The organism is Ideonella livida, assembly GCF_010499455.1.
Lineage (GTDB): Bacteria > Pseudomonadota > Gammaproteobacteria > Burkholderiales > Burkholderiaceae_C > Ideonella > Ideonella livida.
In genome coordinates, this window is record NZ_JAAGOH010000001.1 from 250,636 (window position 1) to 276,352 (window position 25,717).

At 70.7% G+C, this 25,717-nt stretch carries 22 protein-coding genes and 1 tRNA gene; 12 read left to right on the top strand and 11 right to left on the bottom strand.

Translation table 11 applies throughout. The annotated features are described in order from the left end of the window. Positions 1-8: 8 nt before the first annotated feature. From G3A44_RS01230 to G3A44_RS01255, 6 genes are all read right to left on the bottom strand, one after another. Complete coding sequence (locus tag G3A44_RS01230) at positions 9-647, bottom strand: HyaD/HybD family hydrogenase maturation endopeptidase (protein ID WP_239061633.1); 639 nt, start codon at positions 645-647, stop codon at positions 9-11. 107 nt (positions 648-754) lie between these two features. Continuing rightward, the gene (locus G3A44_RS01235) at positions 755-1,192 is read right to left on the bottom strand and encodes a HigA family addiction module antitoxin (protein WP_163455662.1); all 438 of its coding nucleotides are present in this window, start codon (positions 1,190-1,192) and stop codon (positions 755-757) included. Between the two features lie 17 nt (positions 1,193-1,209). Next, positions 1,210-1,941: a Ni/Fe-hydrogenase, b-type cytochrome subunit gene (gene cybH, locus G3A44_RS01240; RefSeq protein ID WP_163455663.1), complete on the bottom strand. Its 732-nt coding sequence runs from the start codon at positions 1,939-1,941 to the stop codon at positions 1,210-1,212. Between the two features lie 62 nt (positions 1,942-2,003). Continuing rightward, positions 2,004-2,573 carry a HupE/UreJ family protein gene (locus G3A44_RS01245; RefSeq protein WP_163455664.1) on the bottom strand — a complete coding sequence of 190 codons (570 nt, stop codon included), beginning with the start codon at positions 2,571-2,573 and terminating at the stop codon, positions 2,004-2,006. Positions 2,574-2,599: 26 nt separating this feature from the next. Continuing rightward, on the bottom strand, positions 2,600-4,456 hold the full coding sequence (locus G3A44_RS01250) for a nickel-dependent hydrogenase large subunit (protein ID WP_163455665.1): 1,857 nt from the start codon (positions 4,454-4,456) through the stop codon (positions 2,600-2,602). 48 nt (positions 4,457-4,504) lie between these two features. Next, positions 4,505-5,584, bottom strand: coding sequence for a hydrogenase small subunit (locus G3A44_RS01255; protein WP_163455666.1), 1,080 nt, complete (start codon positions 5,582-5,584; stop codon positions 4,505-4,507). A 336-nt stretch (positions 5,585-5,920) separates the two neighbouring features. Between G3A44_RS01255 and G3A44_RS01260 the strand changes: the two genes are divergently transcribed. Beyond that, the gene (locus tag G3A44_RS01260) at positions 5,921-6,346 is read left to right on the top strand and encodes a hypothetical protein (RefSeq protein WP_163455667.1); all 426 of its coding nucleotides are present in this window, start codon (positions 5,921-5,923) and stop codon (positions 6,344-6,346) included. A gap of 32 nt (positions 6,347-6,378) precedes the next feature. Here G3A44_RS01260 and G3A44_RS01265 read toward each other — a convergent pair whose 3' ends face one another. Then, positions 6,379-7,629, bottom strand: coding sequence for an HD-GYP domain-containing protein (locus tag G3A44_RS01265; RefSeq protein ID WP_163455668.1), 1,251 nt, complete (start codon positions 7,627-7,629; stop codon positions 6,379-6,381). Positions 7,630-7,841: 212 nt separating this feature from the next. On the opposite strand from G3A44_RS01265, the gene G3A44_RS01270 reads away from it, so the two are divergent. After that, positions 7,842-8,684 (top strand): AAA family ATPase, encoded by an 843-nt coding sequence (locus G3A44_RS01270; protein WP_163455669.1) that lies wholly within the window; start codon positions 7,842-7,844, stop codon positions 8,682-8,684. 21 nt (positions 8,685-8,705) lie between these two features. Here G3A44_RS01270 and G3A44_RS01275 read toward each other — a convergent pair whose 3' ends face one another. Beyond that, complete coding sequence (locus G3A44_RS01275; protein ID WP_163455670.1) at positions 8,706-9,971, bottom strand: GGDEF domain-containing protein; 1,266 nt, start codon at positions 9,969-9,971, stop codon at positions 8,706-8,708. Positions 9,972-10,117: 146 nt separating this feature from the next. Here G3A44_RS01275 and G3A44_RS01280 point away from each other — a divergent pair, with 146 nt between their 5' ends. From G3A44_RS01280 to G3A44_RS01315, 8 genes are all read left to right on the top strand, one after another. Beyond that, entirely contained in the window at positions 10,118-11,287 is a 1,170-nt protein-coding gene (locus G3A44_RS01280) for a vWA domain-containing protein (RefSeq protein ID WP_163455671.1), read from the top strand. Next, entirely contained in the window at positions 11,284-13,326 is a 2,043-nt protein-coding gene (locus tag G3A44_RS01285; protein ID WP_239061634.1) for an autotransporter assembly complex protein TamA, read from the top strand. Before G3A44_RS01280 ends, G3A44_RS01285 begins: the two co-directional genes overlap by 4 nt. Positions 13,327-13,332: 6 nt before the next feature. Next, on the top strand, positions 13,333-17,889 hold the full coding sequence (locus G3A44_RS24015; RefSeq protein WP_163455672.1) for a translocation/assembly module TamB domain-containing protein: 4,557 nt from the start codon (positions 13,333-13,335) through the stop codon (positions 17,887-17,889). Between the two features lie 94 nt (positions 17,890-17,983). Further along, a tRNA-Arg gene (locus G3A44_RS01295) sits at positions 17,984-18,058 on the top strand. Positions 18,059-18,307: 249 nt separating this feature from the next. Continuing rightward, positions 18,308-18,781, top strand: coding sequence for a CZB domain-containing protein (locus G3A44_RS01300; protein ID WP_163455673.1), 474 nt, complete (start codon positions 18,308-18,310; stop codon positions 18,779-18,781). A 152-nt stretch (positions 18,782-18,933) separates the two neighbouring features. Further along, the gene (locus G3A44_RS01305) at positions 18,934-20,367 is read left to right on the top strand and encodes a S41 family peptidase (RefSeq protein ID WP_163455674.1); all 1,434 of its coding nucleotides are present in this window, start codon (positions 18,934-18,936) and stop codon (positions 20,365-20,367) included. A 15-nt stretch (positions 20,368-20,382) separates the two neighbouring features. Beyond that, positions 20,383-21,135 (top strand): HesA/MoeB/ThiF family protein, encoded by a 753-nt coding sequence (locus G3A44_RS01310; protein WP_163455675.1) that lies wholly within the window; start codon positions 20,383-20,385, stop codon positions 21,133-21,135. Positions 21,136-21,190: 55 nt separating this feature from the next. Next, entirely contained in the window at positions 21,191-22,096 is a 906-nt protein-coding gene (locus G3A44_RS01315; RefSeq protein WP_163455676.1) for an LOG family protein, read from the top strand. 55 nt (positions 22,097-22,151) lie between these two features. Here G3A44_RS01315 and G3A44_RS01320 read toward each other — a convergent pair whose 3' ends face one another. Next, entirely contained in the window at positions 22,152-23,048 is an 897-nt protein-coding gene (locus G3A44_RS01320) for a DUF4394 domain-containing protein (RefSeq protein WP_239061635.1), read from the bottom strand. A gap of 137 nt (positions 23,049-23,185) precedes the next feature. Between G3A44_RS01320 and rocF the strand changes: the two genes are divergently transcribed. Then, positions 23,186-24,103, top strand: a complete 918-nt coding sequence (gene rocF / locus G3A44_RS01325; RefSeq protein ID WP_163455678.1) for an arginase — start codon at positions 23,186-23,188, stop codon at positions 24,101-24,103. 7 nt (positions 24,104-24,110) lie between these two features. On the opposite strand, the gene G3A44_RS01330 is transcribed toward rocF, so the two are convergent. Continuing rightward, positions 24,111-24,626, bottom strand: coding sequence for a thermonuclease family protein (locus tag G3A44_RS01330; RefSeq protein ID WP_163455679.1), 516 nt, complete (start codon positions 24,624-24,626; stop codon positions 24,111-24,113). A gap of 29 nt (positions 24,627-24,655) precedes the next feature. After that, positions 24,656-25,066, bottom strand: coding sequence for a YkvA family protein (locus tag G3A44_RS01335; protein ID WP_163455680.1), 411 nt, complete (start codon positions 25,064-25,066; stop codon positions 24,656-24,658). Between the two features lie 346 nt (positions 25,067-25,412). On the opposite strand from G3A44_RS01335, the gene G3A44_RS01340 reads away from it, so the two are divergent. Then, the gene (locus G3A44_RS01340) at positions 25,413-25,715 is read left to right on the top strand and encodes a c-type cytochrome (protein ID WP_163455681.1); all 303 of its coding nucleotides are present in this window, start codon (positions 25,413-25,415) and stop codon (positions 25,713-25,715) included. Positions 25,716-25,717: the final 2 nt, after the last annotated feature.

Sequence of the window (25,717 nt, forward strand, 5' to 3'; positions counted from 1 at the left end):
CACATGGCTCAGGCCTCCTGTCCCGTCCGCTGGACCAGAAAGCGCTCGTCGCCCAGGCGGCAGGCCTGGTCGGCGCCAGGGCGGCCGCTCTCGTAGGCGGCCAGCGCCAGCGTGGGCACGGTCACGCATTCGGCGCCGGCGGGCGCGGCCTGGCGCGGCCGCGGCCGGGCGCCCCAGTCGGCCAGCCGCTGCACGGCCGCCGCCAGGGCTGGGCCCATGGCGGCCTTCACGCTGGGGCGCAGGCTGCCGCCGTAGTCTTCCAGCTCCTCGGGCTGGCAGCCCACCAGCAGCACCTGCTCGGGGTAGTGGCCGGTCAGCACGGAGAGCATCAGCACCTCCTGAAAGCCGGTCTGGTGCAGGCTCATCTTCTTGGCGCCCAGAAAGCGCGGCACCTCGTCGTTGGCCACCAGCTTGAGGGTGCCGGGGGCCAGGCCGTAGTCAATCGCGTCAAAGATCAGCAGCTGGCGCGCGGCCTGCACCTGCTGCAGCAGGTACAGGCCCTGGGTGCCGCCATCGACCAGGCGCACATGGGGGGCGAAGTCCCAGCCCTGCTGCAGGGCCTCAACACAGCGCACGCCAAAACCCTCGTCGGCCCAGAGCACGTTGCCGATGCCCAGTACCACGATGAGGTCGTCGGGATCGGCCATGTCGGCGGCCGGGCTGTCACCCAGGGGGTTACAGGGTGGAACGGGCAGGCGGGAGGTCATGGGGCGGTAACTCGTCAAGAAAATGGAGGGGAGAGGCCGCAGCGGCGTCAGGCCGCGGTGTGCGGCGCCGCCGCGGCCCGGCGGCGCAGGCGCCGGGCCGCGGCCTGCGAAGGGCCGGACGCGCCTGCCACCACCACCGGCGGCAAGGGCTGCCCGGCACGCACCTGGCCACGCAGGGCGCGCCAGGCTTGCCAGGCGTCCCACTGCACTTGCAGATGCAGCCAGAAGGTGACCGTGGTGCCAAAGGCAATGGCGCAGCGCAGCGCGGTATCGGGCGACATGGCCCGGTGGCCCATCACCAGTTCGTTGACCCGCCGGCGCGAGACGCCGAGAAGGGCCGCAGCGCGGGTCTGGCTGATGCCCAGGGGCTGCAGGAACTGCCGCTCCAGGAAACGCCCCGGGTGCACCGGCAGCCGCAGCGGCACGCCAGCCGGAGGCTCGGGCGGCAAAGCATGGGCAGCGGCAGACGGGACCCGGGTGTCCATGGCGGCGTTCGCCCGGCTTACTTCTTGAAGGTGCGGTAGCCGGAGATCATGGTGCTGACGATGCTCTGGCGGCCCATGATGTCCTCGCGGATGGCGGCGTAGACATGCAGGGTGACGAAGATCACCATGCCCCACATGCCGAAGTGGTGCCAGGTGTGCACGTCCTGGCTCTGGCCCATCAGCGGGATGACCCAGCCAAACAGCCGGTCGGCCCAGGAGCCCGCGCCCAGGCCCTCGCCATACATGGCAAAGCCGGTGAGGATCATGAACACCGAGAACACGAAGAAGCCGCAGAACATGGCCAGGCGCGCCATGGGGTTGTGACCGACATAGCGGCTGGGCTGCGGGATCAGGAAGGCATACCACTTGAGCATGGTGATGACCTCCTGCCAGTACACCTTCTGGAACACCGGCAGGGTAAACAGCTCGCGGGCATGGTGGTTGCCCACGAAGGCCCAGTACAGCCGACCCAGCAGCCCGACGGCCATGACATAGCCCGCGGCGAAGTGGGCAAAGCGGATGTAGCCCATCAGGAAGTGGTCGCTGGCCTCACCGGGCATGGTGGGCAACGGGCTGCCGATGAAGTAGCCGGTGACGCACAGCACGGTGATGGCCAGGGCGTTGATCCAGTGCCAAATGCGCACCGGCGCCTCGTACACGTAGACGGCCTTGATGGTGGCACCGTGCTCAATGGCTCCGGGGTCGGTGCCCCGGGCGTCGTTGAGCTTGTCGATCGATGTGGATGACATGCGGGTCTCCTCCTCGCAGGGGTGGGGCGCCGGCCGGCAGGCCGGCGTTCAGGCTCGGACGTTCAGGCGCGCACCAGCAGCAGCAGGCCGACGGCGGTCAGGGCCCCGGCGGCCGTGCGCCACACCCAGGCCTGGGCCTGGCGCAGGGCGCGACCCAGGCCCAGCCCAGCCACGTGCAAGGCGGTGGTGGTGACGCCAAAGCCCAGGGCGTAGGCGGCGAAGGTGCCGCCCGCCGGCAGCTCGGCGCCGTGCGCCAGGCCGTGGAAGGTGGCGGCCACGGCCACCACCCCCAGGCCGGCGGCCGTCGGCAGGCGGGCCCCGGCCAGCAGCAGCGCGCCCAGGGCGGCCACGCTCAGGGCGATGGCGCCTTCGGTGCCGGGCAGGCCCAGGCCCGCGGCGCCGGCGGCGGCGCCCAGGGTCATGGCCGCCAGAAAGGCCGCCGGCCCCAGCCAGCGGCGGGCGCCCTGCAGCGCGGCGGCGCTCCAGACGCCCACCGCGACCATGGCCAGCAGGTGGTCCAGCCCCAGGGGATGGGCCAAGCCCTCGAACAAGCTGTGGGTGCCGTGCCCGGTGTGGGCCGAGGCCGAGGCGGCGGCGCCCAGCAGGGCCGCCAGGATGAGGATCTTCTTCATCGGGTGTCTCCTTGTGCGGCGGGGCCTCAGCGGACCTTGACGGTGCAGAGTTCGGCGCCTTCGTCACTCATGACGTGGGTCGAGCAGGCCAGGCAGGGGTCGAAGCTGTGCAGCGTGCGCAGGATCTCGACGGGCTGCTCGGGATTGACCATGGGCGTGTTCATCAGGCTGGCCTCGAAGGCGCCGATCTGGCCCTTGTGGTCACGGGGAGAGCCGTTCCAGGTGGTGGGCACCACGCACTGGTAGTTCTCGATCTTGCCGTCCTTGATCTTGATCCAGTGGCCCAGCATGCCGCGCGGCGCAGCCACCGTGCCCACGCCCTTGGCCTCCTTGGGCCAGGTGCTCGGATCCCACTTCTCGACGTTGGCGGTGGCGGTGTCACCGGCCTTGATGTTGGCGACGAGCTGTTTGAAGTCGTCCATCATCATTTCGCCGCAGTACTGGCTCTCCAGCGCCCGGGCCAGGGTGCGGCCGATGGTGGTGGGCAGCAGCTGCTTGAGGCTGTAGCTGGTCTCGGGCAGGCCCAGGGCCTTGGGGATGGCGCTGTTGATCATCTGGGCCGAGAACTCCAGCTGCTCCTTGGGACGCTGGCAGTAGGTGTTGCCCTTCTTGGCATGGGCGTAGGCCAGGATGTAGCGCGACAGCGGGCCCACCTCCACGGCATGGCCACGCCAGCGCGGGGCTTTGATCCAGCTGTACTTGGCCGATTCGTCCAGGCTCTCGATGTGGGTCTTGGTGCCCTTGGTGCCGGCACCGAGCTTGAAGTGGGGCTCGGTCACGCCGTCCCAGGGGTGCAGGCCCTGGGTCTCGTCGGCGTACTGGTACCAGCTGTGGCTGACGAACTCCTGCACCTGCTCGGGGTCACGCGGGTCGATGGGGTGGATCTCATCCCACTTGCCGTTCAGGATCACGCCGCCAGGCAGCTGGTGGGTGGCGTGGTCGTAGGGCACCTTCTCGTAGGTGCCGTAGTCGGCCACGTTGGTGGCCGACAGGCCGCCGCCATGCAGCCAGCCGGCTTGCTTGTAGATCGTGCCGATGGCCAACACGTCCGGGATGTAGACGTTCTGGTTGAACTCGATCATCTCCTTGATGCGGGCCTCAACGAAGTTCAGGCGCTCCATGTTGATGGGCGCGCCGGCGGCACCGTTGCCGTCGATGTTGATCGCGCAGGGCACACCGCCCACCAGGTAGTTGGGGTGCGGGTTCTTGCCGCCGAAGATGGTGTGGACCTTGACCCATTCCTTCTGCAGGTCCAGCGCCTCCAGGTAGTGGGTGACGGCCATCAGGTTGGCCTCGGGCGGCAGCACATAGGCCTTGGAGCCCCAGTAGCCGTTCATGAAGGGGCCGAGCTGGCCGCTCTCGACGAACTTCTTGAGCCGGGTCTGCACGTCGCGGAAGTAGCCGGGCGAGGACAGCGGATGGCTGGGCGAGACCAGCTGCTGCAGCTCGGAGGTCTTCTTCGGGTCGGCCTTCAGGGCGCTGACCACGTCCACCCAGTCCAGCGCGTGCAGGTGGTAGAAGTGCACCGCATGGTCATGCACCTGCAGGGTCTTGGCCATCATCTCGCGGATGAGGTGGGCGTTGAGCGGGATCTTGATGCCCAGCGCGTCCTCCACGGCGCGCACGCTGGTCAGGGCATGGCAGCCGGTGCAGACGCCGCAGATGCGCTCCACAAAGGCCCAGGCGTCGCGCGGGTCGCGGCCCTTCAAAATGACCTCCAGCCCACGCCACATGGTGCCGGTGGAGACCGCGTTGCGGATGACGTTGTTGGCGTCGACGTTCACCTCGCAGCGCATGTGGCCTTCAATGCGGGTGACGGGGTCGACGACGATGCGCTTGCCGCTGTTGTCCAGCTTGAAGCCTTGGGTTTCGATGACGCCCATGATGGGGTTCCTCGTGAATGCGTGTCAGGAAAGGCGGGGACGCCAGGCTTACTTGCCGGTCTCGCTCATGTCGGGCTTGGAGGCCACGCGCTTGATGACCGAGGCCGCGGCATGCGCGGCCACGGCGGCGCCCACCACCCCGGCGGCCGTGCCCCCGATCTGGTCGGCCGTGCCCTCGATGCCGAACTGGTGGATCGTGGTCAGACGGTCGTAGAACGAGCCCTTGTCCCAGAAGCCGTCCTCCGAGCAGCCGATGCAGCCGTGGCCGGCCTTGATCGGGAAGCTGGTGCCCTCGTTCCACATCACGGTGGAGCAGGCGTTGTAGGTGGTCGGGCCCTTGCAGCCCACCTTGTAGAGGCAGTAGCCCTTGCGCGCGGACTCGTCGTCAAAGGCCTCGACGAACTGGCCGGCGTCGAAGTGCGGCCGGCGGTAGCACTTGTCGTGGATGCGCTGGCTGTAGAACATCTTCGGTCGGCCCTGACGGTCCAGCTCGGGGATCTTGTCGAAGGTCAGCATGTAGGTGATCACGCCCGTCATCACCTCGGCAATGGGCGGGCAACCCGGCACCTTGATGATGGGCTTGTCGGTGATGACCTTGTGGATGGGCGTGGCCTGCGTGGGGTTGGGCTTGGCGGCCTGCACGCAGCCCCAGGAGGCGCAGGAGCCCCAGGCGATGATGGCCTTGGCGTCCTTGGCCACGCGCTTGAGCTTCTCGATGAAGGGCTTGCCCGACTGGATGCAGAACATGCCGTCCTCGTTGAGCGGCGGGTTCCCTTCCACGGCCAGGATGTAGTTGCCCTTGTACTTGGCCATGATCTCTTCCAGGATGGCCTCGGCTTGGTGGCCGGCGGCGGCCATCAGGGTGTCGTCGTAGTCCAGCGAGATCATCGACAGCACCACATCCTTGGCCAGCGGGTGCGCGCTGCGGATGAAACTCTCGCTGCAGCAGGTGCATTCCAGGCCGTGCAGCCACAGCACCGGGGTGCGCGGCTTGGTCTCCATGGCGTGCGCGATCTGCGGCACAAAGGCCGGCCCCAGCCCCAGCGAGGTGGCGGTGAGCGAGCAGTACTTCAGCAGGCTGCGGCGGGAAATGCCCTGCCGCCGCATCACCTCGTAAAAGGTTTCCATGTGTTCCATCTCCTCCGGACTCCGTGACGACCCCGCCAGACGCGGCGTGCGTGCTGAGTCTCAAGGCCCGTGCCCGCGGCGGCGGGTCTGGGGTATGTCCGGAGGCGCGCGCCCAAGCACCTGTCAACACTGGACTTTTTACGCGTCTGCCGACGCGCTCCCGACAGGACCGGAGGCCAGCCGGCCAGTACCCTGCCAATCCGGAAAGTCAACCGGCAACCATCTGGCCATTTCAGGCTTGAGCGCGCTCAAGCTTGACGACCCTGAAATTCAAGGGTTAACCCGCAGCCTTTGTCCGTAGACTGGAGCCCTCTGCCGCCCCCCCAACCGCCCACCATGTCCGCCGACCTGCCACCCCTGCCCCATGAGCACCTGGCCCGACCGATCCAGGACATCGACAGCGAGATCGTCCGGCTGGCCAGCGTCTGCGGACTGCACCTGCACGACCCCTACGTCATCACCCGGCTGCTGCATGGCGACAGCGGCGTCTGCACCCAGCACAACCCCCGCGCCTTCGACAAGCTGCGCCAGCTGCTGGAGATGCACTACGTGGTCACCTCACGGGCGGTGCTGAACCTGGGCGCGGACGAAGCCACGGCCATGGCCCAGGCCATCGCCGCCCAACTGCGCCGGCGCTTCGGCCCCGAGCGGGGCGCGGACGTGGCGCAGGCGTTGTATGAAGAGGTGGACGAGCCACCGCCGCCAGCCACGGCGGACCGCCCCGGGGACGGCGATGCAGCCGTGGAGCCCCCGGCCCGCTGAGTCGGCCCCTGCGGTCAGCCCGGCAGCCGGGCTCAGCCCTTGGCGGCCTCACCGGCCCACAGCAGGTCCAGCTGCGGGAAGCCCCACTGGGCCGGGTTCTCCCGGGCCACGATGCGGTCGCTGGCCTGCGACAGGTCCAGCAGCTCCGGCGTCAGCGGCAGCTTCTGCAGGGTGGAGTAGAAGACCCGCACCCACGGGGTGGTGAGCCGACCGGACTGCTGCTCCACCACCACCGCCAGCCGACCCGACTGCAGGCGCACCAGCGACCCCACCGGGTAGATGCCCACGCTCTTGACGAAGGCCTGGAAGATGTAGGGGTCCAGATGGCCCTGCCAGCTGGCCATGCGCGAGAGCGACTCCGCCGGGTCCCAACCCTTCTTGTAGGGGCGGTTGGAGGTGACCGCGTCATACACATCGCACACCGCCCCCATGCGGGCCAGCTGGCTGAGCGCTGTGCCCGGCAGGCGGTAGGGGTAGCCGGTACCGTCCATGCGCTCATGGTGGTGCAGGCACACGTCCAGCGCCTCCGGGCCCACCGCCCGGGCCTGGCTGAGCATCTCGTGACCGCGCACCGGATGGCTGCGCATGACGTGGAACTCCTCGTCGGTGAGCTTGCCCGGCTTGTTGAGGATGTGCAGCGGCATCACCGCCTTGCCCACGTCGTGCACCAGGCCCGCCAGGCCGGCCACGCGCAGCTGGTCCTCGTCCAGGCCCAGCTCACGGCCCAGGGCAATCATCAGCGCGCACACCGCCACCGAATGGAGGTAGGTGTAGTCGTCCAGGGTCTTCAGCCGCAACAGGCTCACCAGCGCCTGGCGGTTGCGCGAGACCGACTCGGCGATCTCATGCACCAGCGGCAAGCACTGCTCGGCGTCGATGGCGCGACCCATGCGCGCCTCGGCAAACATCGCGCTGACCTGCTCCTGGCCCTGGCGCACCAGGGCACGCGCCTGCACCAGCTCCTCCTGCAGGGGCCGGCCGGGCCGCGGGGCCCGGACAGGCTCGGCCGGCGACGGCGCCGGGGAAGGCGGCTGCACCGCGGCGGCAGCCGCCGCCGCCACCGGCAGCGCGGGCGCCGGCGGCGCGGCCACCGGGGCCACATCCTCGCCCAGGCCGGTGTCGATCCACACCCCTTCCAGGCGGCTGCCCTGCAGCTTGGCCAGGTCGGCCGGGTCCTGCAAGACAAAGCGACTCTTCCAAAAAGGATGGTCCAGCCAAGCCCCTTCCAGGCCATGGATGTGCATGCCCAGACGGACCTGGTGGACGGGGATCTTCTTGAGCATGCGCGCAGGGCGGCCGTAAGAAAGGTGGAAGGGGCAGGAGGGCGGCTTCAGGGTCTATCGGCCCGCCGCCCGCGGGCTTGAGCCACCGCCGCACGCCTGCCCGGCCTGTGCCGGGGCATCGCCCAGGCGACGCGGGGCCACAGGCCCGGACCCTATACTCAAACGGCCCCATCCGGCCCGCTGGCCGCCCCTGCCGCTTCCCCGAGCACGCCATGAAATTCCAAGGAACCGAGCAATACGTCGCCACCGACGACCTGATGCTGGCGGTCAACGCCGCCCTCACCCTGCGCCGGCCGCTGCTGGTCAAGGGCGAGCCCGGCACCGGCAAGACCATGCTGGCTGAGGAGGCCTCCAAGGCCCTGGGGCTGCGCTTGCTGGAATGGCATGTCAAGAGCACCACCAAGGCCCACCAGGGCCTGTACGAGTACGACGCGGTCAGCCGCCTGCGCGACAGCCAGCTTGGCGACGAACGGGTCAAGGACATCCACAACTACATCGTCAAGGGCGTGCTGTGGCAGGCCTTCGAGGCCGACGAGCCGGTGGCCCTGCTGATCGACGAGATCGACAAGGCCGACATCGAGTTTCCCAACGACCTGCTGCGCGAACTCGACCGCATGGAGTTCCACTGCTACGAGACGCGCCAGACCATCCGTGCCAAGCACCGGCCGCTGGTGTTCATCACCAGCAACAACGAGAAGGAGCTGCCCGACGCCTTCCTGCGCCGCTGCTTCTTCCACTACATCAAGTTCCCCGACGCCGACACGATGAAGAAGATCGTGGACGTGCACTTTCCGGACCTCAAGCAGGAGCTGCTGGCGGCCGCGCTCAAGAGCTTCTATGAGGTGCGCAACCTGCCGGGCCTCAAGAAGAAACCCAGCACCAGCGAACTGGTCGACTGGCTCAAGCTGCTGGTGGCCGAGGACATCCCGCCCGAGGCCCTGCGCAGCACCGACAGCGCCGTGAGCCTGCCGCCGCTGGTGGGCGCCTTGCTGAAGAACGAACAGGACGTGACCCTGTTCGAGAAGCTGATCTTCATGCAGCGCCACCACCGCTGAAGGCCGGGCGCGGCGGCGGCGCTAAAACTCGTCGGCCCGCGCGCGGCGGCTGCCCTGGGCCAGCCGCTGGCGGTTGGGTGGCCCCTGGGGCGGCGGCGGCGGATCGGGAGCCAGGCTGACCTGGTTGCGGCCGTCGGCCTTGGCCTGATAGAGCGCGGCATCGGCGCGGCGCAACAGCGCGGCCACCCCGTCGTCGCCCGGAGCCAGGCCGGCCACGCCGATGCTCACGGTCAAGCCCAAGCGCATGCCGTCGTCCAGCGCCACCGGATCGGCCTGCAGCTGCTGACGCAGCCGCTCAGCCACCTGCAAGGCCGTCAGGCCATCCACGCCCGGCAGCAGCAGCAGGAACTCCTCACCGCCGTGGCGGCTGGCCCGGTCGGTGGGCCGCAGCTGCCGGTCCAGCAGCCGGGCGGTGTGCACCAGCGCCAGGTCGCCGGCGTGGTGGCCCCAGCGGTCGTTGACCTGCTTGAAATGGTCGAGGTCCAGCATCAGCAACGCAAAGCCCGAGCCCAAGCGCAGGTGGCGCTGCCATTCATCCTGCAGCACGTCGTGCATGGCCCGACGGTTGAGCAGGCCGGTCAGCCCGTCATGGCGGGAGAGGTGCAGCAGCCGACGCGCCAGGCGGGTCAGCTGCATGCCGCCATAGGCCAGGTGGATGCCGTTGCAGGCCAGCAGCATGCCGTAGCCCAGCGGCAGGGCCAGGTCCAGGGAGGCCAGGTCCTGCAGATGGCGATGGGGCGAAGCGGCCACGCCGGCCAGCACCGCCAGCAATACCAGGGCCGCCAGGAGCCCGGGCAGGTGCACCACCCAGGCCACCACCGGGCCGAACTCGTGGCGCATGGGCCCGTGGCTGCGCAGGGCCGCCGCGCCGATGATGCCCCCGATGGCCAGCAGCATCACCCACGCACGGGTGGTGGACTGCTCCGGCGCCGGCCCCAGGTACACCAGCGTGGCCAGCAGCCCCAGTGCCAGGGCACCTTGCCAGCCTCGATGGGGTGGCAGCCCGAAGAACAGCTCCACCGCCCGCCACACCAGCACAAAGGGCAGCAGCAGGAACACATTGGCCCCCACAACCCCGACCCAGGGGGGCAGCAGCGGCCGCATGACCGCCAGACCCAGGCCGGCCGCGGTGCACAAGGAGAAAGCCGCCCAGGCCCGCATGGCCGGTCGGCTGGCAGGCAGCAGGCGTGCCCCCGCGGCCCAGCCCAGGCCGTACAGCGCCTGCTGCAAGGCCACGGCCACGTACAGGTGATAGACCCCGTCGTCGCTCACATCCGCCCCCCACATGCGGCCCGGCGTATCCGTCCGCAAGCCACATCTTGCCACCGGTCGGTGACAGACGGTCCTGCTCCCAGTGGGCGTCCACCGCAACCAGGCGCTGCGGCCGGCGCCGCCCTTGGGCACAATGGACCGATCCCGCCACCGGAACGGCCATGCTCATCGACTTCTTCTACACCCTGCGCACGGCCAAGCTGCCCGTGTCGGTCAAGGAGTTCCTGACCTTGCTGGAGGCCTTGCGCGCCGGGGTGATCGGCCCCTCGGTGGACGAGTTCTACCACCTGGCCCGCATGACCCTGGTGAAGGACGAGGCCCACTTCGACAAGTTCGACCGCGCGTTCGGCGCCTACTTCAAGGGCGTGGAGATGCTCACCGACTTCGGCCGCGAGATCCCGCTGGACTGGCTGCGCAAGGTGCTGGAGCGCGAGCTCAGTCCCGAGGAGAAGGCGGCCATCGAGAAGATGGGCTGGGACGAGCTGATGGAGACGCTCAAGAAACGGCTGGAAGAGCAGAAGGAGCGCCACGAGGGCGGCAGCAAGTGGATCGGCACTGGCGGCACCAGCCCCTTCGGCCACGGCGGCACCAACCCGCAGGGCATCCGCATTGGGGGGCCCGGGCGCCACAAGAGCGCCGTGAAGGTATGGGAACAGCGCGCCTACCGCGACTACGACGACAGCCTGGAACTGGGCACCCGCAACATCAAGGTGGCCCTGCGCCGGCTGCGGCGCTTCGCGCGTGAGGGCTCCGACCTGGAACTGGACCTGGGCGACACCATCCACTGCACCGCCGCCAACGCCGGCCTGCTGGACATCAAGATGGTGCCCGAGCGCCACAACAAGGTGAAGGTGCTGCTGCTGATGGACGTGGGCGGCACCATGGACGAGCACATCCACCGGGTGGAGGAGCTGTTCTCGGCCGCCAAGGGCGAGTTCAAGCACCTGGAGTTCTATTACTTCCACAACTGTGTTTATGACTTCATGTGGAAGAACAACCGCCGCCGCTACGCCGAGAAGTCCCCCACCTGGGACATCATCCGCAAGTACAACAAGGACTGGCGCCTGATCTTCGTGGGCGATGCCACCATGAGCCCCTACGAGATCCTGCAGCCCGGCGGCAGCGTCGAATACAACAACGAGGAACCCGGTGCCGAGTGGCTGCAGCGCCTGACGCACGCCTTCCCCAAGTTCGCCTGGGTCAACCCCGAGCCCCAGGGGGTGTGGGAGTACCACCAGAGCATCGCCATCGTGCAGAAGATCATGCAGCAGCGCATGTTCCCGCTGACGCTGCAGGGCCTGGAAGGGGCCATGAGGCTGCTGAGCAAATGAGTGCACCGGCAAGCTGCGCCGCCCGACCGTGGCGACGCCTGCTCGCCCTGGCGCGGGCAGCCCTGCTGGCGGCGGGCGGGATGGTGGCGATGCAAGGCTGCGCCCTGCTCGACGGCCCCCCCCAACCGGCTGCCCCCGCCGACGGCGACGCCCTCCCCTCCCCCGCCGCCGGCGCTTCCGCCCCGGCCAGTACCCTGCCCCGGGACGCCGAAGGACGGCTGCCGCGGTTGGAGATCCGTGCCCCGTCCGACCTGCGGGCGCTGCTGGAGCAGCACCTGGACCTGGCCCGCGCCATGCGCCTGCCCGACGCGGCCAGCGTGGACCCGGCCGAATGGACCCGCCTGATCGAGGCCGCCCCGGCCCAGGCCCGCGAACTGGCGCGGGTGCTGGGCCGCTTCAGCGCCCAGGTCAGCGTGGAGGTGGGCCCGGACATGGAAGAGCCCGCCGCGCCCACACCGGCCGCCACGGCACCGGGCCCGTCCACCGCCACCGCCAGCCAGGCGGTGCCGGACACGCGCCAGGCCATCGCCGTGACCCGGGTGGTGCTCAAGGTGCAGGCCGGTCCGAAGGCCCGGGTGCGCCGCCTGGCCCTGGACGTGCAAGGCGAGTTGGGCAGCGCCGCCGATCAGGGTGACGAGCAGGCCCGCGAGGTGCGCGACCGCCTGCGCAGCAGCTGGGGCCTGCCCGAGGGCAGCGACTTCACCAACGCCGCCTGGGGCGACGCCAAGACCGCGGTCATCGCCCAGCTGCGGGCGGCCGGCTACCTCAGCGCCACCTGGAGCGGCACCAGCGCCCAGGTCGAGACCGACGGCCGCTCGGTACGGCTGTTCCTGGTGCTCGACAGCGGCCCGCTTTACCGGGCGGGCGACATCGAAGTCACCGGGCTGGTCCACCACGACCTGGCCCAGGTGCGGGGGCTCGCGGGCTTCACCACGGGACAGGCCCTGACCGAGGCCCGGCTCATCGCCTACCAGGAGCGCCTGCAGAAGACCGGCCTGTTCGACCAGGTCAGCGTGGCCGTGGTGCCGGCCCAGGCGTCGGCGGCGGCCGCGCCGGTGCAAGTGCGGCTCCAGGAGTCCACCCTGCAGAGCGCCACCTTCTCGGTGGGCTACACCAGCAATGTGGGCCCCAAAGCCACGGTGGAGCACCGCTACCGCCGCGTGCTGGGCTGGCCGCTGACCTCACGGGTCAAGCTGGGCTGGGCCGCCTCGGAGCAGACCATCGACGGCGAACTCTCCACCTACCTGGACACCCGCTTTGAGCGCCGCCTGCTGGGCCTGGTCGTCAAGCGCGAGACCGACGACGCGGAGATCGTGTTGTCCCAGCGCTGGCGCCTGGGCCTGGCGCACGACACCACCGCCGACGAATGGCTGAACTTCATCGAGGCCGAACGCGCCCGCGAATGCGACGCCAACGCCAGCGGCGTCGGCTTCCACTGCGAAGACCTCAACGCCCTGTCCCTGAACCGCCACCGCATCTGGCGCCGGGTCGACAGTGTGCTGCTGCCCACAGACGGCTACAGCGCCCAGCTGCAGCTCGGCGCCGGCGCCACCGATGGCAACGACTCCAACCCGGGCCCCTTCGGCCGGCTCTACGGCCGGGTCATCGGCTACTGGCCCACCGGCCGCAACTGGTACCTGCAAGGCAAGCTGGAGGCCGGCCAGGTGCTGCGCCGCACCGGCCTGCAGGTGCCCGACTCCCAGCTCTTCCGCGCCGGTGGGGACGACTCGGTACGGGGCTACGCCTACCGCTCCCTGGCGCCGCTCAGCGACAGCGGCACCGTGCGCGGGGGCACCGTGCTGTGGACCGGCAGCCTGGAGATTGCCCGCCCCTTCACCCGTGAAACCCCCGCCTTCTGGTGGGCGGCCTTCGTCGACGCCGGGCGCGCCGCCGACCACTGGACCGACGCCGATCCGGCCTGGGGCTACGGCCTGGGCGTGCGCTGGCGCAGCCCGGTGGGCCCGCTCAAGCTGGACTGGGCCTGGGGTCAGGAACTGGGCCACGCCCGGTTGCACCTGAACATCGGCATCGCTTTCTGACGCGCCATGCCGGCTCCTTCTCCCGTCCCTGACGACACCGCCCCCTTGGGGCCCGCCCCTGCGCCCGACGGGCCGGCCACCTCACCCACGGCGCCGCCCGTGCCCGGGTCGGCCGGGCCCACCGGGGCACCGCCGCCGTCGCCCCCCACCCGCGCCCGGCGCGTGTGGCAGGCCCTGGTGCAGACCCTGGGCGGGGCCATCACCCGCCTGGCCCTGCTGCTGGCCCTGCCCGTGGTGGTCCTGGCCGCGCTCCTGGGCACGGCCACCGGCAGCCGCTGGCTGTTGTCCAGCGTGCCGGGGCTGCAGGTGGAAGGCCTGGCCCAGCCCCTGCTGGGCAGCCGCCAATGGACCGTCGAGCGGCTGCGATGGCAAGGCCAGGCCGGCGAGCTGCAGGTGCAGGCGCTGGAGGTGCGCCTGCAGGCCCTGGACTGGACCGCCTGGGGCCTGCCCGCCCTGCAGCTGGACCTGCTGGCCGCCCGGCAAGTCACCTGGCGCAGCGCACCCGCAGACCACACCACGCCCTCCGCCCCCCCAACGGACCTGCGCCTGCCGGCCGCCCTGCGCATCGAGCAGATCGCCGTGGAACGCCTGGAGGTGGACCAGGCCCCCGCCCTCACCGGCCTGCAGGCGGAGCTTGACCTCGGCCATGGGCAGCCCGACCACCACCGCCTGCAGCTGCGCCAGCTGGACCTGCCACAGGCCCGCCTGCAAGGTGAACTGACGCTGGGCGCCTTGGCACCCCTGCCCGTTTCCCTGCAGCTGGAGGCACGCGGCCGTTCCCCGGCTGCCGGCCATGCATTGGCCTGGAACGCCCAGGCCCGGCTGGACGGTCCGCTGGCGCGTCCGACCCTGCGGGCCAGCCTGCAGGGCCGCTGGCAGGGCCTGTTCCAGCGCGCGCAAGCCGAAGCGGTGCTGCAGCCCTTGCGCCCGTGGCCGGTGGAGCGCCTGTGGGTGGAAACGCGCGAGCTGGACCTGAACACCCTGGCCACACCGTGGCCGGCCACGCGGCTGGACGCCCGGTTGGAGCTGCAGGCTCAGGGCCCGGACCAGCCGGTGCAAGCGCGCCTGCGCCTGGACAACCGCCGCCCCGGACGCCTGGACGCCGGCCAGCTGCCGCTGCGCCGCCTGGACCTGGCGCTGGACAGCCGCCTGAGCACGCCGGCGGGCGGCGGCGCCCCCCAGCTGGAGGCCCTGCAGCTGCGCCAGCTGGACCTGGACTGGGACGACGGCCAGGGTCGCGGCGGACGCCTGCGGGGCAGCGGCGCCTACGGTGCCGAGGGCGGCCAGGGCAGCGCCAGCCTCCGGCTGGCCCTGGAGCGCTGGCGGGTGCAGACCGTCGGCCCCACCCTCTCGGACATGCGGCTGGACGGCCCGCTGCAGCTCAGCCTGCACGGCCTGCCCACGCCGGCCAGCTGGCTGGCCCCGCCGCCCACCACCCTAGAGGCCCAACCCGGCCCCCTCCCGCCCTCCCCAGGCCGCCCCGCGGCCGGCAACGCCCGACGCTGGGAAGCCCGCCTGCAGGCCGCGTTGACCGGCGCCCTGACCCCGGAGCCCGCCAGCGCCCCGGCCGGCCAAGACCCCCCCACCGCGGCGGCCCTGCCCCTGCAAGTCAGCGCCCAGGCCCTGCTGGGGCCGCGGTCGCTGCAGTTGCGCCAACTCCATCTGCAGGCGGGCGAGGCCAGCGCCCACCTCAGCGGCCAGGTGCAGCGCGAGGCGGGGCAGCGCTGGCGCTGGGACCTCCAGGCCCGCACGACCGCCTTCGACCCCCGCCTGTGGCTGCCCGCGGGACTGGCCGCCTCGCTGGGCCGCGGCGAACAGCGCTGGAACCTGGAAGCCCGCAGCCAAGCCGGCGTGGACCTGTCGCGCCTGCTGGACAGCCACCAACCCTGGCAGCAGCGCCTGCAGCAGGGCCTGCAAGGCAGCGCCCATGTGGCGCTGGGCCGCAGCCAATGGCAGGGCGTGCAATGGCAGGGTGAGCTGGACTGGCAACGCGCCGCGCTGGGCACGCAGGCCCGGCTGCAGCTGCAGGTGGGCCGCAACCAGCTGGACCTCGGGGGTCAGCTGCCCACCGACCCTGAACAGCCCGACCTGCCCCCGCGCTGGACCTTGCAGGCCGACCTGCCGCAACCGGACCAGCTCGACGCCTTGGCCCAGGTCCTGCTGCCAGCCAGCGTGCGGGAGCGCTACTGGCCACGCCAGGGCGCCCTGCTGGCCGAGGCCCAGGCCCAGGGCCTGCCCGGTGAGCTGCAATGGAGCGCACGGCTGCAGGCCCCGGAATGGCAGGCCCGCGACCTGCAGCTCCAGGCGTTGCGGCTGCACAGCGAAGGCCGCTGGCAGGGCGAGCACCTCCAGACCGTGGGGGCCCTGAGTGCCGACCGTCTGGCCTCGCCAGGTTGGCCCGCCGCCCTGCAGGCCCTGAGCCTGCAGTGGCAGGGCAGCCCCCAGCAGCACCAGATCAGCCTGGCGATGCAGGCCGACCAGGCGCCGCCAGAGCCATGGCGGCGCCTGCTGGGCAGTCCCCTGGCCCGCCAAAGCCGCCTGCGCCTGGAGCTGGCGGGCCGCTGGCAGGCCGAGCCCACCCGCAGCGAGGCCCCAGCAGCCCTGGCGGCCGCCACCGTCCCGCCATCCACCGCCCCCCTGGCCCCGGGGGAGGCTGTCACGCCCGTGGGCGACACGGCCGGCAGCCGCTGGCAGGCGGAATTCAAACGCTTGCAGCTGGACAGCCCGGACGCCCCCGGCCCCGTCTGGCTGGACGCCCAGGGCCTGCAGCTGAACCTGGCGCTGGACCGAGAAGGCCGGCCCCTGGGCCTGGCCCTGGCGCCCGGCGGCCTGGCGCTGGCCGGCGCCAGCTTGCGCTGGAGCGAGCTGCAGTGGCAGCCCCGGCCAGGACCCGGACTGGATCTGGTGCGAGCCGACGTGCAGCTCGACCCCTTGGCCGCCGCGCCCTGGCTGCAGCGCCTGATGCCCGAAATGGGTTGGCAGGGCGACCTGCTGCTGGGTGGCCAGGCCCGGGTGCGGCTGCAGCCCGGCAGTGCCCCGCGGCTGGCGCTGAGCCTGGAGCGCCTGTCTGGCGACCTGAGCCTGGCCGAAGACCTGCGCGCCGCCGGTCAGGGGGCGCAGGCGCTCGGGCTCAACGCCCTGCGACTGGGCCTGGATGCCGACAGCGGCCAGTGGCGCAGCTCGCTGGGTCTGGCCGGCCAGGCCCTGGGCGAGCTGGCCCTGGCTGTGCAGGCCCAGCCTGGCGACCCCGGCGCCTGGCCGGCGGCCGACACCCCGGTCTCCGGCGTCATGCAGGGGCGGGTGGCCAGCCTGGGCGTCTGGTCGGCCTGGGTGCCTGCCGGGTGGCGCCTGGGCGGTGAGGTCAATGCCCAGGCCCAGCTGGCCGGCACCCTCGGGCAGCCCCAGCTGACCGGCACCGTGCAGGGCGAAGGCCTGTCCTTCCGACACATGCTGCAAGGCCTCCACTTCCAGCGCGGCCGGGTGGACCTGACGCTGGAGGGCACCGAGATCGCCTTGCGCGCGTTGCATTTCGAGTCCGGACAGGGCGAGGTCAACGGTCAGGGACGCGCCTGGCTGGACGGCACGCCGCGCGCCGCCTTGACGGTGCAAGCGCGGGCCTTCCAGCTGCAAGGCCGGGTGGACCGCCGCCTGGTCACCAGCGGGGAGATCCAGCTGGCGTTGCGGCCCGATGCCTTGCAGGCCCGCGGCGACTTGCGTCTGGATTCAGGCTATGTGGACGTGAGCCACGGCAATGCCCCCGAGCTCGATGACGACGTGGAGCTCCTGGGCGCGGACAGTGACGCCACCACCGCGCCGGCCAATGCCCGCGCCCCCCGACGCACCAACTTGCAGCAGGACGTCGCGCTCACCCTGGACCTGGGCGAAAACTTCGTGGTGCGCGGCCGCGGCCTGGACAGCGAGCTGCGCGGCACGCTGCGCCTGACCACCCCCGAGAACCGCCTGCGCCTGCAAGGCGAGGTCAACACCCAGGGCGGTACCTACGCCGCCTACGGTCAGAAGCTGCGGGTGGACCGCGGCCAGGTGCTGTTCTACGGCCCGCTCGAAGACCCGCGGCTGGACATCTTCGCCGTGCGCTCCGACCTCGACAGCCTCAAGGTGGGCGTGGCCATCACCGGCACGGCGCTCAATCCCCATGTGCGCCTGGCCAGTGAGCCCGACATGACCGACCCCGAGAAGTTGAGCTGGCTGCTGCTGGGGCGCGCCACCGACGGCCTGGGACAGGCCGACGTGGAGCTGCTGCAGAAGGCGGCGCTGGCCCTGCTGGCCGGCGAAGGCGAAGGGGTGGTGGAAGGCCTGATCAAGAACTTCGGCCTGTCGGACTTCGCCGTGCGCCAGGAGACCGACGGCGACGTGCGGGCTACCGTGGTCAGTGTGGGCAAGCAACTGACGCGCCGTTGGTACGTGGGCTACGAGCGCAGCGTCAACGCCACCGCCGGCACCTGGCAGCTCATCTACCGCGCCGCGCAGCGCTACACCGTCCGGGCGCAGTCTGGCACCGAGGAGCGGTCGCTGGACCTGGTCTGGACCTGGCGCTGGGACTGAGCCCGCCACCCGCAGCGGACGCCCCACGCGCTCATGCCAAAATGCAGGGTTCGCGCCGGCGGCGGCCATCCGCCGTTCATCGCCGGCCCGAAGTGCCGCCATAGTTCAATGGATAGAACGGGGACCTCCTAAGTCTCAGATGCAGGTTCGATTCCTGCTGGGGGCGCCACACCCAACTGCGGTGTGCGTGCACGCGTGGCTGCAGGCACCGGTCACCGCCGGGCCCGACCGGCTCAGAAGGCTGTCAGTCACCGGCGGAAGAATCCACCGTCATTCACCCCAAGGGTCGGATCGGTCACGCTGGTGCTGTGGAGGGATCACGGAATCAGGACTGCGCCGCTGGCCCTGCCTTGTCCTTTGGCGGCTTTGGCCGATAAGGGACACATAGAGCTTCCCGGACCGCCCACCTCCGATGATCATGCGACTGCTTCCCTTGCGCCCGGCCACGTCCGGCGCGCCGGAACGGCCCAGCCGGGCGCTGCGCGCCTCCGTGCTCACCCGCAGCCTGGAAAACGGCCGCCAGGCCCACCGCCTGTGGCACGAGGCCCTGGTCAACCAACTGCTGGGACGCGCCAGCCCCGAGGCCATGCGCGCCGAGGAGGCCTGCTTTGACGACCGCTGCCCCTGTGGCGACTGGGTTCACGGCGAAGGCCTGCGCCGCTTCGGCCGCCTACCGGGCTTCAAGGAGCTGGTGCGCCAGCACCAGATGGTGCACCTGCAGGCCTCCAACGTGCTGAGCTTCCAGCACAGCGGGGCCAGCGCCCGCGCCCGGGCACTGTTCAAGACCGGCTATGCCGACGCCAGCCGCCGGTTGATGGCCGCCCTGGACCACCTGGAGCAGCAGTGCCTGACCCGGCTGCACGGCCCGCTGCGCGAGGACCACGAGGCATGAGGCCGCGGCCGCCGCCGAATCTCCCGGCCTGTCACACCCGCGTCGCCGACAGGGACGACGGCCCCGGCGCCTATACTGATTCTCCGTGCTGCGAGGCGGTGTGAACGGCACCGCGCGGCACCCCCGAAACCGTGAATGAGTGGATGTCCAAGATGGGTGCGAAGCTGAAGATGATGGGCCTGCTGAGCCTGGGGGCCGTCGCCGGAGCCCTGGTGACCATCCAGCTTCAGGCGGTGGCCCGCAGCAACTATGGTCCGATGCCGCTGGAGGAGGTGCAGCAGCTCTCCGCCGTGTTCGACATCGTGCGCAGCGAGTATGTGGAACCGGTCGACGAGCGCAAGCTGCTGCGTGACGCCATCGCCGGCATGGTCTCCGGGCTGGACCCGCACTCGGTGTACCTCGACAAGAAGTCCTTCAAGGACTTCCGTGAAGGCACCAGCGGCAAGTTCGTCGGCGTGGGCATCGAGATCGGCCAGGAAGACGGGCTGGTCAAGGTCGTCACCCCCATCGAAGGCTCGCCCGCCGACCGCGCCGGCCTCAAGAGCGGCGACCTCATCACCCGCATCGACGAGACGCCGGTGCGGGGCCTGAGCATGGACCAGGCGGTCAAGCGCATGCGTGGCGAGCCCGAAACCCGGGTGGTGCTGACCATCTTCCGCAAGAGCGAGAGCCGCAGCTTCACTGTGACGATCGTGCGCGAGGAAATCCGCGTGCAGAGCGTGCGCGCCAAGGTGCTGGAGCCGGGCTATGGCTGGCTGCGGGTGTCGCAGTTCCAGGAACGCACAGTGGAGGACTTCGCCCGCAAACTCGACGAACTGCTCCGCAGCGAACCCAAGCTCAAGGGCCTGGTGCTGGACCTGCGCAACGACCCCGGCGGCTACCTCGACGGTGCCCTGGCCATCTCCGCCGCCTTCCTGCCCGCCAACGCGGTGGTGGTCTCCACCAACGGGCAGGTGGCAGACGCCAAGGCCACCTTCCGAGCGTCGCCCGAGTTCTACCTGCGCCGCGGCGGCGTCGACCCCATCCGCCGCCTGCCGGCGGACGTCAAGAACATCCCGCTGGTGGTCCTGGTCAACGAAGGCTCGGCCTCGGCCAGCGAGATCGTCGCGGGTGCGCTGCAGGACCACAAGCGCGCCACCGTCATGGGCGCCCAGACCTTTGGCAAGGGCTCGGTGCAGACCGTCAGGGAGCTGGGCAAGGACACCGCACTCAAGATCACCACTGCGCGCTACTACACCCCCAGCGGCCGCAGCATCCAGGCCAAGGGCATCGTGCCCGACATCTGGCTGGACGAGACCGCCGAGGGTAATGTCTACGCCGCACTGCGCACCCGCGAGGCCGACCTGGGCGGCCACCTGGCCAATGGCGAGGAGCGTGATGAGGCCCGCGAGCGTGCCCGTGAGGAAGCCCGCCGCAAGTTGGAGGAACAGTACCAGCGCACCCGCGAGGCACCCAAGCCCCTGCCGGAGCTGGGCAGCGCCGAGGACTTCCCGCTGCAGCAGGCGCTCAACCACCTCAAGGGCAAACCGGTGCAGGCCAGCAAGACGGCCGGCGAGCGCAAGGCCGAGCCGACCCAGAACGACTGACCCCACGGAGCCGGCATGAACGACGACCAGCTGCTTCGCTACTCACGCCACATCCTGCTCGACGAGATCGGCATTGAAGGGCAGGAGCGGCTGCTGGCCAGCCAGGTGCTGGTCATCGGTGCCGGCGGCCTGGGCTCCCCCGTGGCCCTGTACCTGGCCAGCGCGGGCGTGGGCCGCATCGTGCTGGCCGACCATGACACGGTGGATGCCACCAACTTGCAGCGGCAGATCGCCCACACCTATGACCGGGTGGGCCAGCCCAAGGTGGAATCGGCACGCGCGGCCATGCAGGCCATCTGCCCGCAGGTCGAGGTGCTGGCGCTGCAGACCCGGGCGGACGAGGGTTTCCTGCAGACCTGGGTCCCACAGGTCGACCTGGTGATCGACTGCAGCGACAACTTCCGCACCCGCCATGCCGTCAATGCCGCCTGCGTGGCGCACCGCAAACCGCTGGTCTCGGGTGCGGCCATCGGCTTTGACGGCCAGATCTCGGTGTACGACAGCCGCAGTGGCGAGCATCCCTGCTACGCCTGCCTGTTCCCACCCGACACCACGTTCGAGGAGGTGCGCTGCGCCACCATGGGCGTGTTTTCGCCGCTGGTGGGCATCATCGGCACGATGCAGGCCGCCGAGGCGCTCAAGCTGCTGGCCGGTGTGGGCACTTCGCTGGCCGGCCGCCTGCTCATGCTCGATGGCCGCAACCTGGGTTGGGATGAGGTCCGCCTGGGCCGTCAGCCCCACTGCCCGGTCTGCGGCCACCCGGCCTGAGCAGGCCCGTCGCCCACGCGCGCCGGCCCTGGATGTCCGTCACCTCCAACCCGCCATGACGACCGACCGTTCCCCGCTCACCGCCCCCAATTTCCCCACCGCGCAGGAGGAAGCCGCCCGGGCCCGGCCGGTGCCCAACTACGACGGTCCGCAAAGCGCCTACCGTCTGGCCTTCACCGACACCGATTTCCTGCTGCGTCAGGAACTGCGGCCGGTGCGCATGCAGCTGGAGCTGCTCAAGCCGGAGCTGGTGCAGCAGGCCCAGGGCATCCACTCGACCATCGTCATCTTCGGCAGTGCGCGCATTCCGGCGCCGGACGACGCCGCGGCGCGCCTGGCCCAGGCCCAGGCCGATGGCGACGCGGCGGCGATCGCCCGGGCCCGCACCGCACAGGGCATGAGCCGCTTCTATGCCGAGGCCCAGCGCTTCGCTCGGCTCGTCACCGAGCGCTCGCGCAAACTGACCACCCCCATCGTGGTCAGCACCGGCGGCGGCCCTGGCATCATGGAGGCCGGCAACCGCGGTGCCTATGAAGCCGGGGGCAAGAGCGTGGGGTTGAACATCGTCCTGCCGCATGAGCAGGCGCCCAACCCCTACATCACCCCGGAGCTGTGCTTCCAGTTCCACTACTTCGCCCTGCGCAAGATGCACTTCCTCATGCGCTCGGTGGCGCTGGTGTGCTTCCCCGGGGGCTTCGGCACGCTAGACGAGCTGTTCGAGACGCTGACCCTGATGCAGACGGGCAAGTGCCGCAAGCGCCCGGTCCTGCTGTTCGGGCGCGAGTTCTGGACCCGCCTGCTCGACTTCGACTGGCTGGTGGAGACCGGCATGATCAGCGCGGGCGACCTGGGCCTGTTCCGCTTTGTCGAGACGGCCGAGGAGGCCTGGCAGGTACTGGCGCAGGACTACGGCCTGGACCCGGGCCCGGACGAATCGGGCCACTTCGCCGACGACGTCTGAGCCCTGGATGGGTGGCGGCACGGAACGAGCCGCCCTTCCCGGGCCCGTCCATGCTTCACTGCGGCTGCGGGTCCAGGGCCATGGCCAGCAAGGGCTCGGTCACCCCCACCGTGCCCAGCACCGTGGCCCGGCCGGTGTTCACATCCAGTCGCACCCAGCGGGGCGCGCCCCCCTCCAGCGGGTTGAGTGCCGCGTAGGCCTGGTCGGTCAGGATGTCGATGTCCATCTGGGCCGAGGCGAAGGGCCCGGCCAGCAGCGGCCCCACGGTGCGCAGCTGCCCGGTGTTGGGCGAGACCACCGGCGTGGCGCCTTCCCGGCTGCCCTGGATCATGAGCAGGCCGCGGTAGGCCTCGATCACGTAGTTGGTGGTGATCTTGGGATTGGCCTTGTTGTAGCTGTAGGCCGCCGCCACCAGGGACACCGGCCGGCCGTGCAGCGGATCCCCCGCCACAGCCTGCAGCGGCCCGTCGGGCTGCCAGCCGGGCAACTCGGCATTGCCATCCACCGCCTCGCCGGTGTCCGGATGCAAGCGCAGGTTCATGCCGGCATCGCTCACCACCCGCAGCCGGTCGGCCACCGGGTTGAAATCGAAGCCCACATGCCGGCCGGTCAGCGGCGCGCCCACCGGCCGCCCCAAGGGGGTCAGCACAGCCGTGTCCGGGTCCAGGGTGTAGAGCTGGCCGGAGCTGCCCAGCAGGTAGAACGTCTCGTTCTTGACCCGGTGGTCCAGGCCCAGCACGGTCTCGCCGGGCTGCAAGCCCTGCAGGGGTCGGCGCCAGAGCAGGTGCTGGGGCTGGGCGGCGTGGAAGGCCACCAGCTGATGCGAGGCGGTGACGGCCAGCGCCACCTCCCGTGCAGGCCCCACCCCACCAGGGGCGGTGGCAGCGCAGCCGGCCAGGGCGAGCACGCAGGCGGCCAGGGCCAGGGAGCGGAGGGCGGAAACTCGGGTCAAGGTGGGCATTGGGCAATCTCCGGAACAGTCAGGGGTCCGCCGGGCCGGCGCAGCGCCAGCCGATGAGACGGATGATCGGGGCAAATCCCGCCCCGGTGCCATCCCGGGGTCTTGGCCCATTGGACACAATCCACCCCATGCACAACACCCTCGTCTCCCTGATCGGCGCTCCGACGGACATCGGCGCCGGCGCACGTGGCGCCAGCATGGGGCCGGAAGCCCTGCGTGTGGCCCAGCTCGGTCCCATCCTCGAAACCCATGGCGTGCACGTCCTGGACCGGGGCAACCTCTCCGGTCCGGCCAACCCGTGGCTGCCCCCGGTGGACGGCTACCGGCACCTGGCCGAAGTGGCCGAGTGGAACCGCAAGGTCCACGAGGCGGTGTATGCCGAATTGCGCGTCGGCCGCCTGCCCATTCTGCTGGGCGGAGACCACTGCCTGGGCCTGGGCTCGATCAGCGCCGTCGCCCGCCACTGCCGCGACGCCGGCAAGAAGCTGCGGGTGCTCTGGCTGGACGCGCACGCCGACTTCAACACCAGCGCACTGACCCCCAGCGGCAACATCCACGGCATGCCGGTGGCCTGCCTGTGCGGGCATGGCCCGCAGGAGCTGACTGGCATTGGCGGCCAGGTGCCAGCCATCAGCCCGAAGTGGGTGCGTCAGATCGGCATCCGCAGTGTGGACCCGGGCGAGAAGCGCTTTGTGCATGAGCAGGGGCTGGAGGTGTTCGACATGCGCTTCATCGACGAGATGGGCATGCGCCACACCATGGAACTGGCCCTGGCCACGCTGGACGCCAACACCCACCTGCATGTGAGCTTTGACGTGGACTTCCTGGACCCGGACATCGCCCCGGGCGTGGGCACCACCGTGCCGGGGGGGCCCACCTATCGGGAAGCCCAACTTTGCATGGAGATGATCGCCGACACCGGCCGGCTGGGCAGCCTGGACGTGATGGAACTCAATCCGGCGCTGGATGTGCGCAACAAGACGGCGGCCCTGGCGGTGGACCTGATCGAGAGCCTGTTCGGCAAGAGCACCCTGATGCGGGCCTGAGCCGGCCTCAGCGCGGGCAGCTGCCGTGCTGACGGCGGAAGTCGCGCGGGCGCTGCGGGGAGGCCCCCGCATGCAAGCCACGGCGGGCCCGGCGGGCTTCCGCCTCCGCCTGCTGGTAAGGACCCGGCCGCCGGCCCCAACCGGCGTCCCAGGCCCAGCCGGCGCCCACCAGGGCCGCGCCCAGGTCCTCCCGCCCGGGAGCGAGCCTCACCACGGCCACCACCCGCCCCCAGTCGTCCCGCGCCCGAGAGCGCACCTGGACCTTGCGGCCCTGCGCATGGGTCTGCAACCAGCGCGTGGCCTCCGGCCCCCCGGCCTGGCAGCGTTCGGGGGCGTCCACCCCGTGCAGCCGGATCTTGACCGGCGCACCGTCGCGGGCCGGGCGCACCCACAAGGTGTCACCGTCGGTCACATGGGTCACCGTGCCGGTCCAGACCTCTGCCGGCCGGGCCGACGCCACGGCGGGTGCCGTCAGCAGCCCTGCGGCCAATGCCAGCACGCCGGCCCCGACGCCGGCTGCCATCCTGGTGGCCTCCCCTGGCAGCACGCCCCTCATCCACCCCAGGCCGAGGCGGCCAGCCCCCAGAGCCAGTAGGCCAGCGCGGCCAGCAGCAAGAGCCAGGTGAGGATCACCAGCCAGACGCCGCGGAAAAAGTGCGGCAGGCGGCCGATGTGGGCCTGCGCCTGGGCCAGGCATTCCTGCCACAAGGGGCGGGGTGTCAGGCGCACCACCAGCAAGATGCCCAAGGGGATGATCAGCAAGTCGTCGAGTTGGCCCAGCAGCGGGATGAAGTCGGGCACCAGGTCCAGGGGGCTCAAGGCGTAGGCCAGCACCAGGAAGGCCAGCCAGCGCACCCCGCGCGGCGTGTGGCCATGGTGCGCCAGTTTCCACAATGCCATCACCTTCAGCGCCAGTCCGGGCGCACTCACGCGCTGCCACCAACGCCACCATCGCGGGGTCATGCCCATGCCTTGCCTGTCTCGGGAATCTTGGCCATCCACCATTTGACCCGAAGTCGCCAGATTTCTCCCGGCGGTTTGCCCGCCGGTGTCCCGCCGGCGCGGGACAGGCCTCGCCCGGCGCCGCCGCGCCCCGCGGTGGGCCACAGGTCCACCGGAGGCCTCAGCTTGGCACACCCGCGCCCACGGCCAGGGGGCGCCGGCGCGCCAAGCTGACACGGCCCGCGTGGCACACCCTGGGGAGATCCCGGATGACAGCCCCCCCGAGACTGGCCGATAGCGGGGCAGCCGCCGGGCACATGGCTTGCACCGCAAGCGTCATCCTGACACCTGACCTGGAGACAACCCCATGCGCAAGTCCTTCCTGCTGACCGCCGCCGTCCTGTCCCTGCTGGGCACCGCCGCCCAGGCCAACGATGGCGCGACCATCTACAACCAGAACTGCGCCATGTGCCATGTGCCGGGCCTGGCCAATGCGCCCAAGTTCGGCGACAAGGCCGCCTGGGGTCCCCGCCTGGGACAAGGCAAGGAAGCGCTGGTGAAAGCCGCCCTGGCAGGCAAGAACGCCATGCCGGCCCGCGGCGGCAATCCCAAGCTGACCGACGAGCAGGTGGCCGCCGCCGTGGAGCACATGCTGGCCGCGGTGAAGTGACA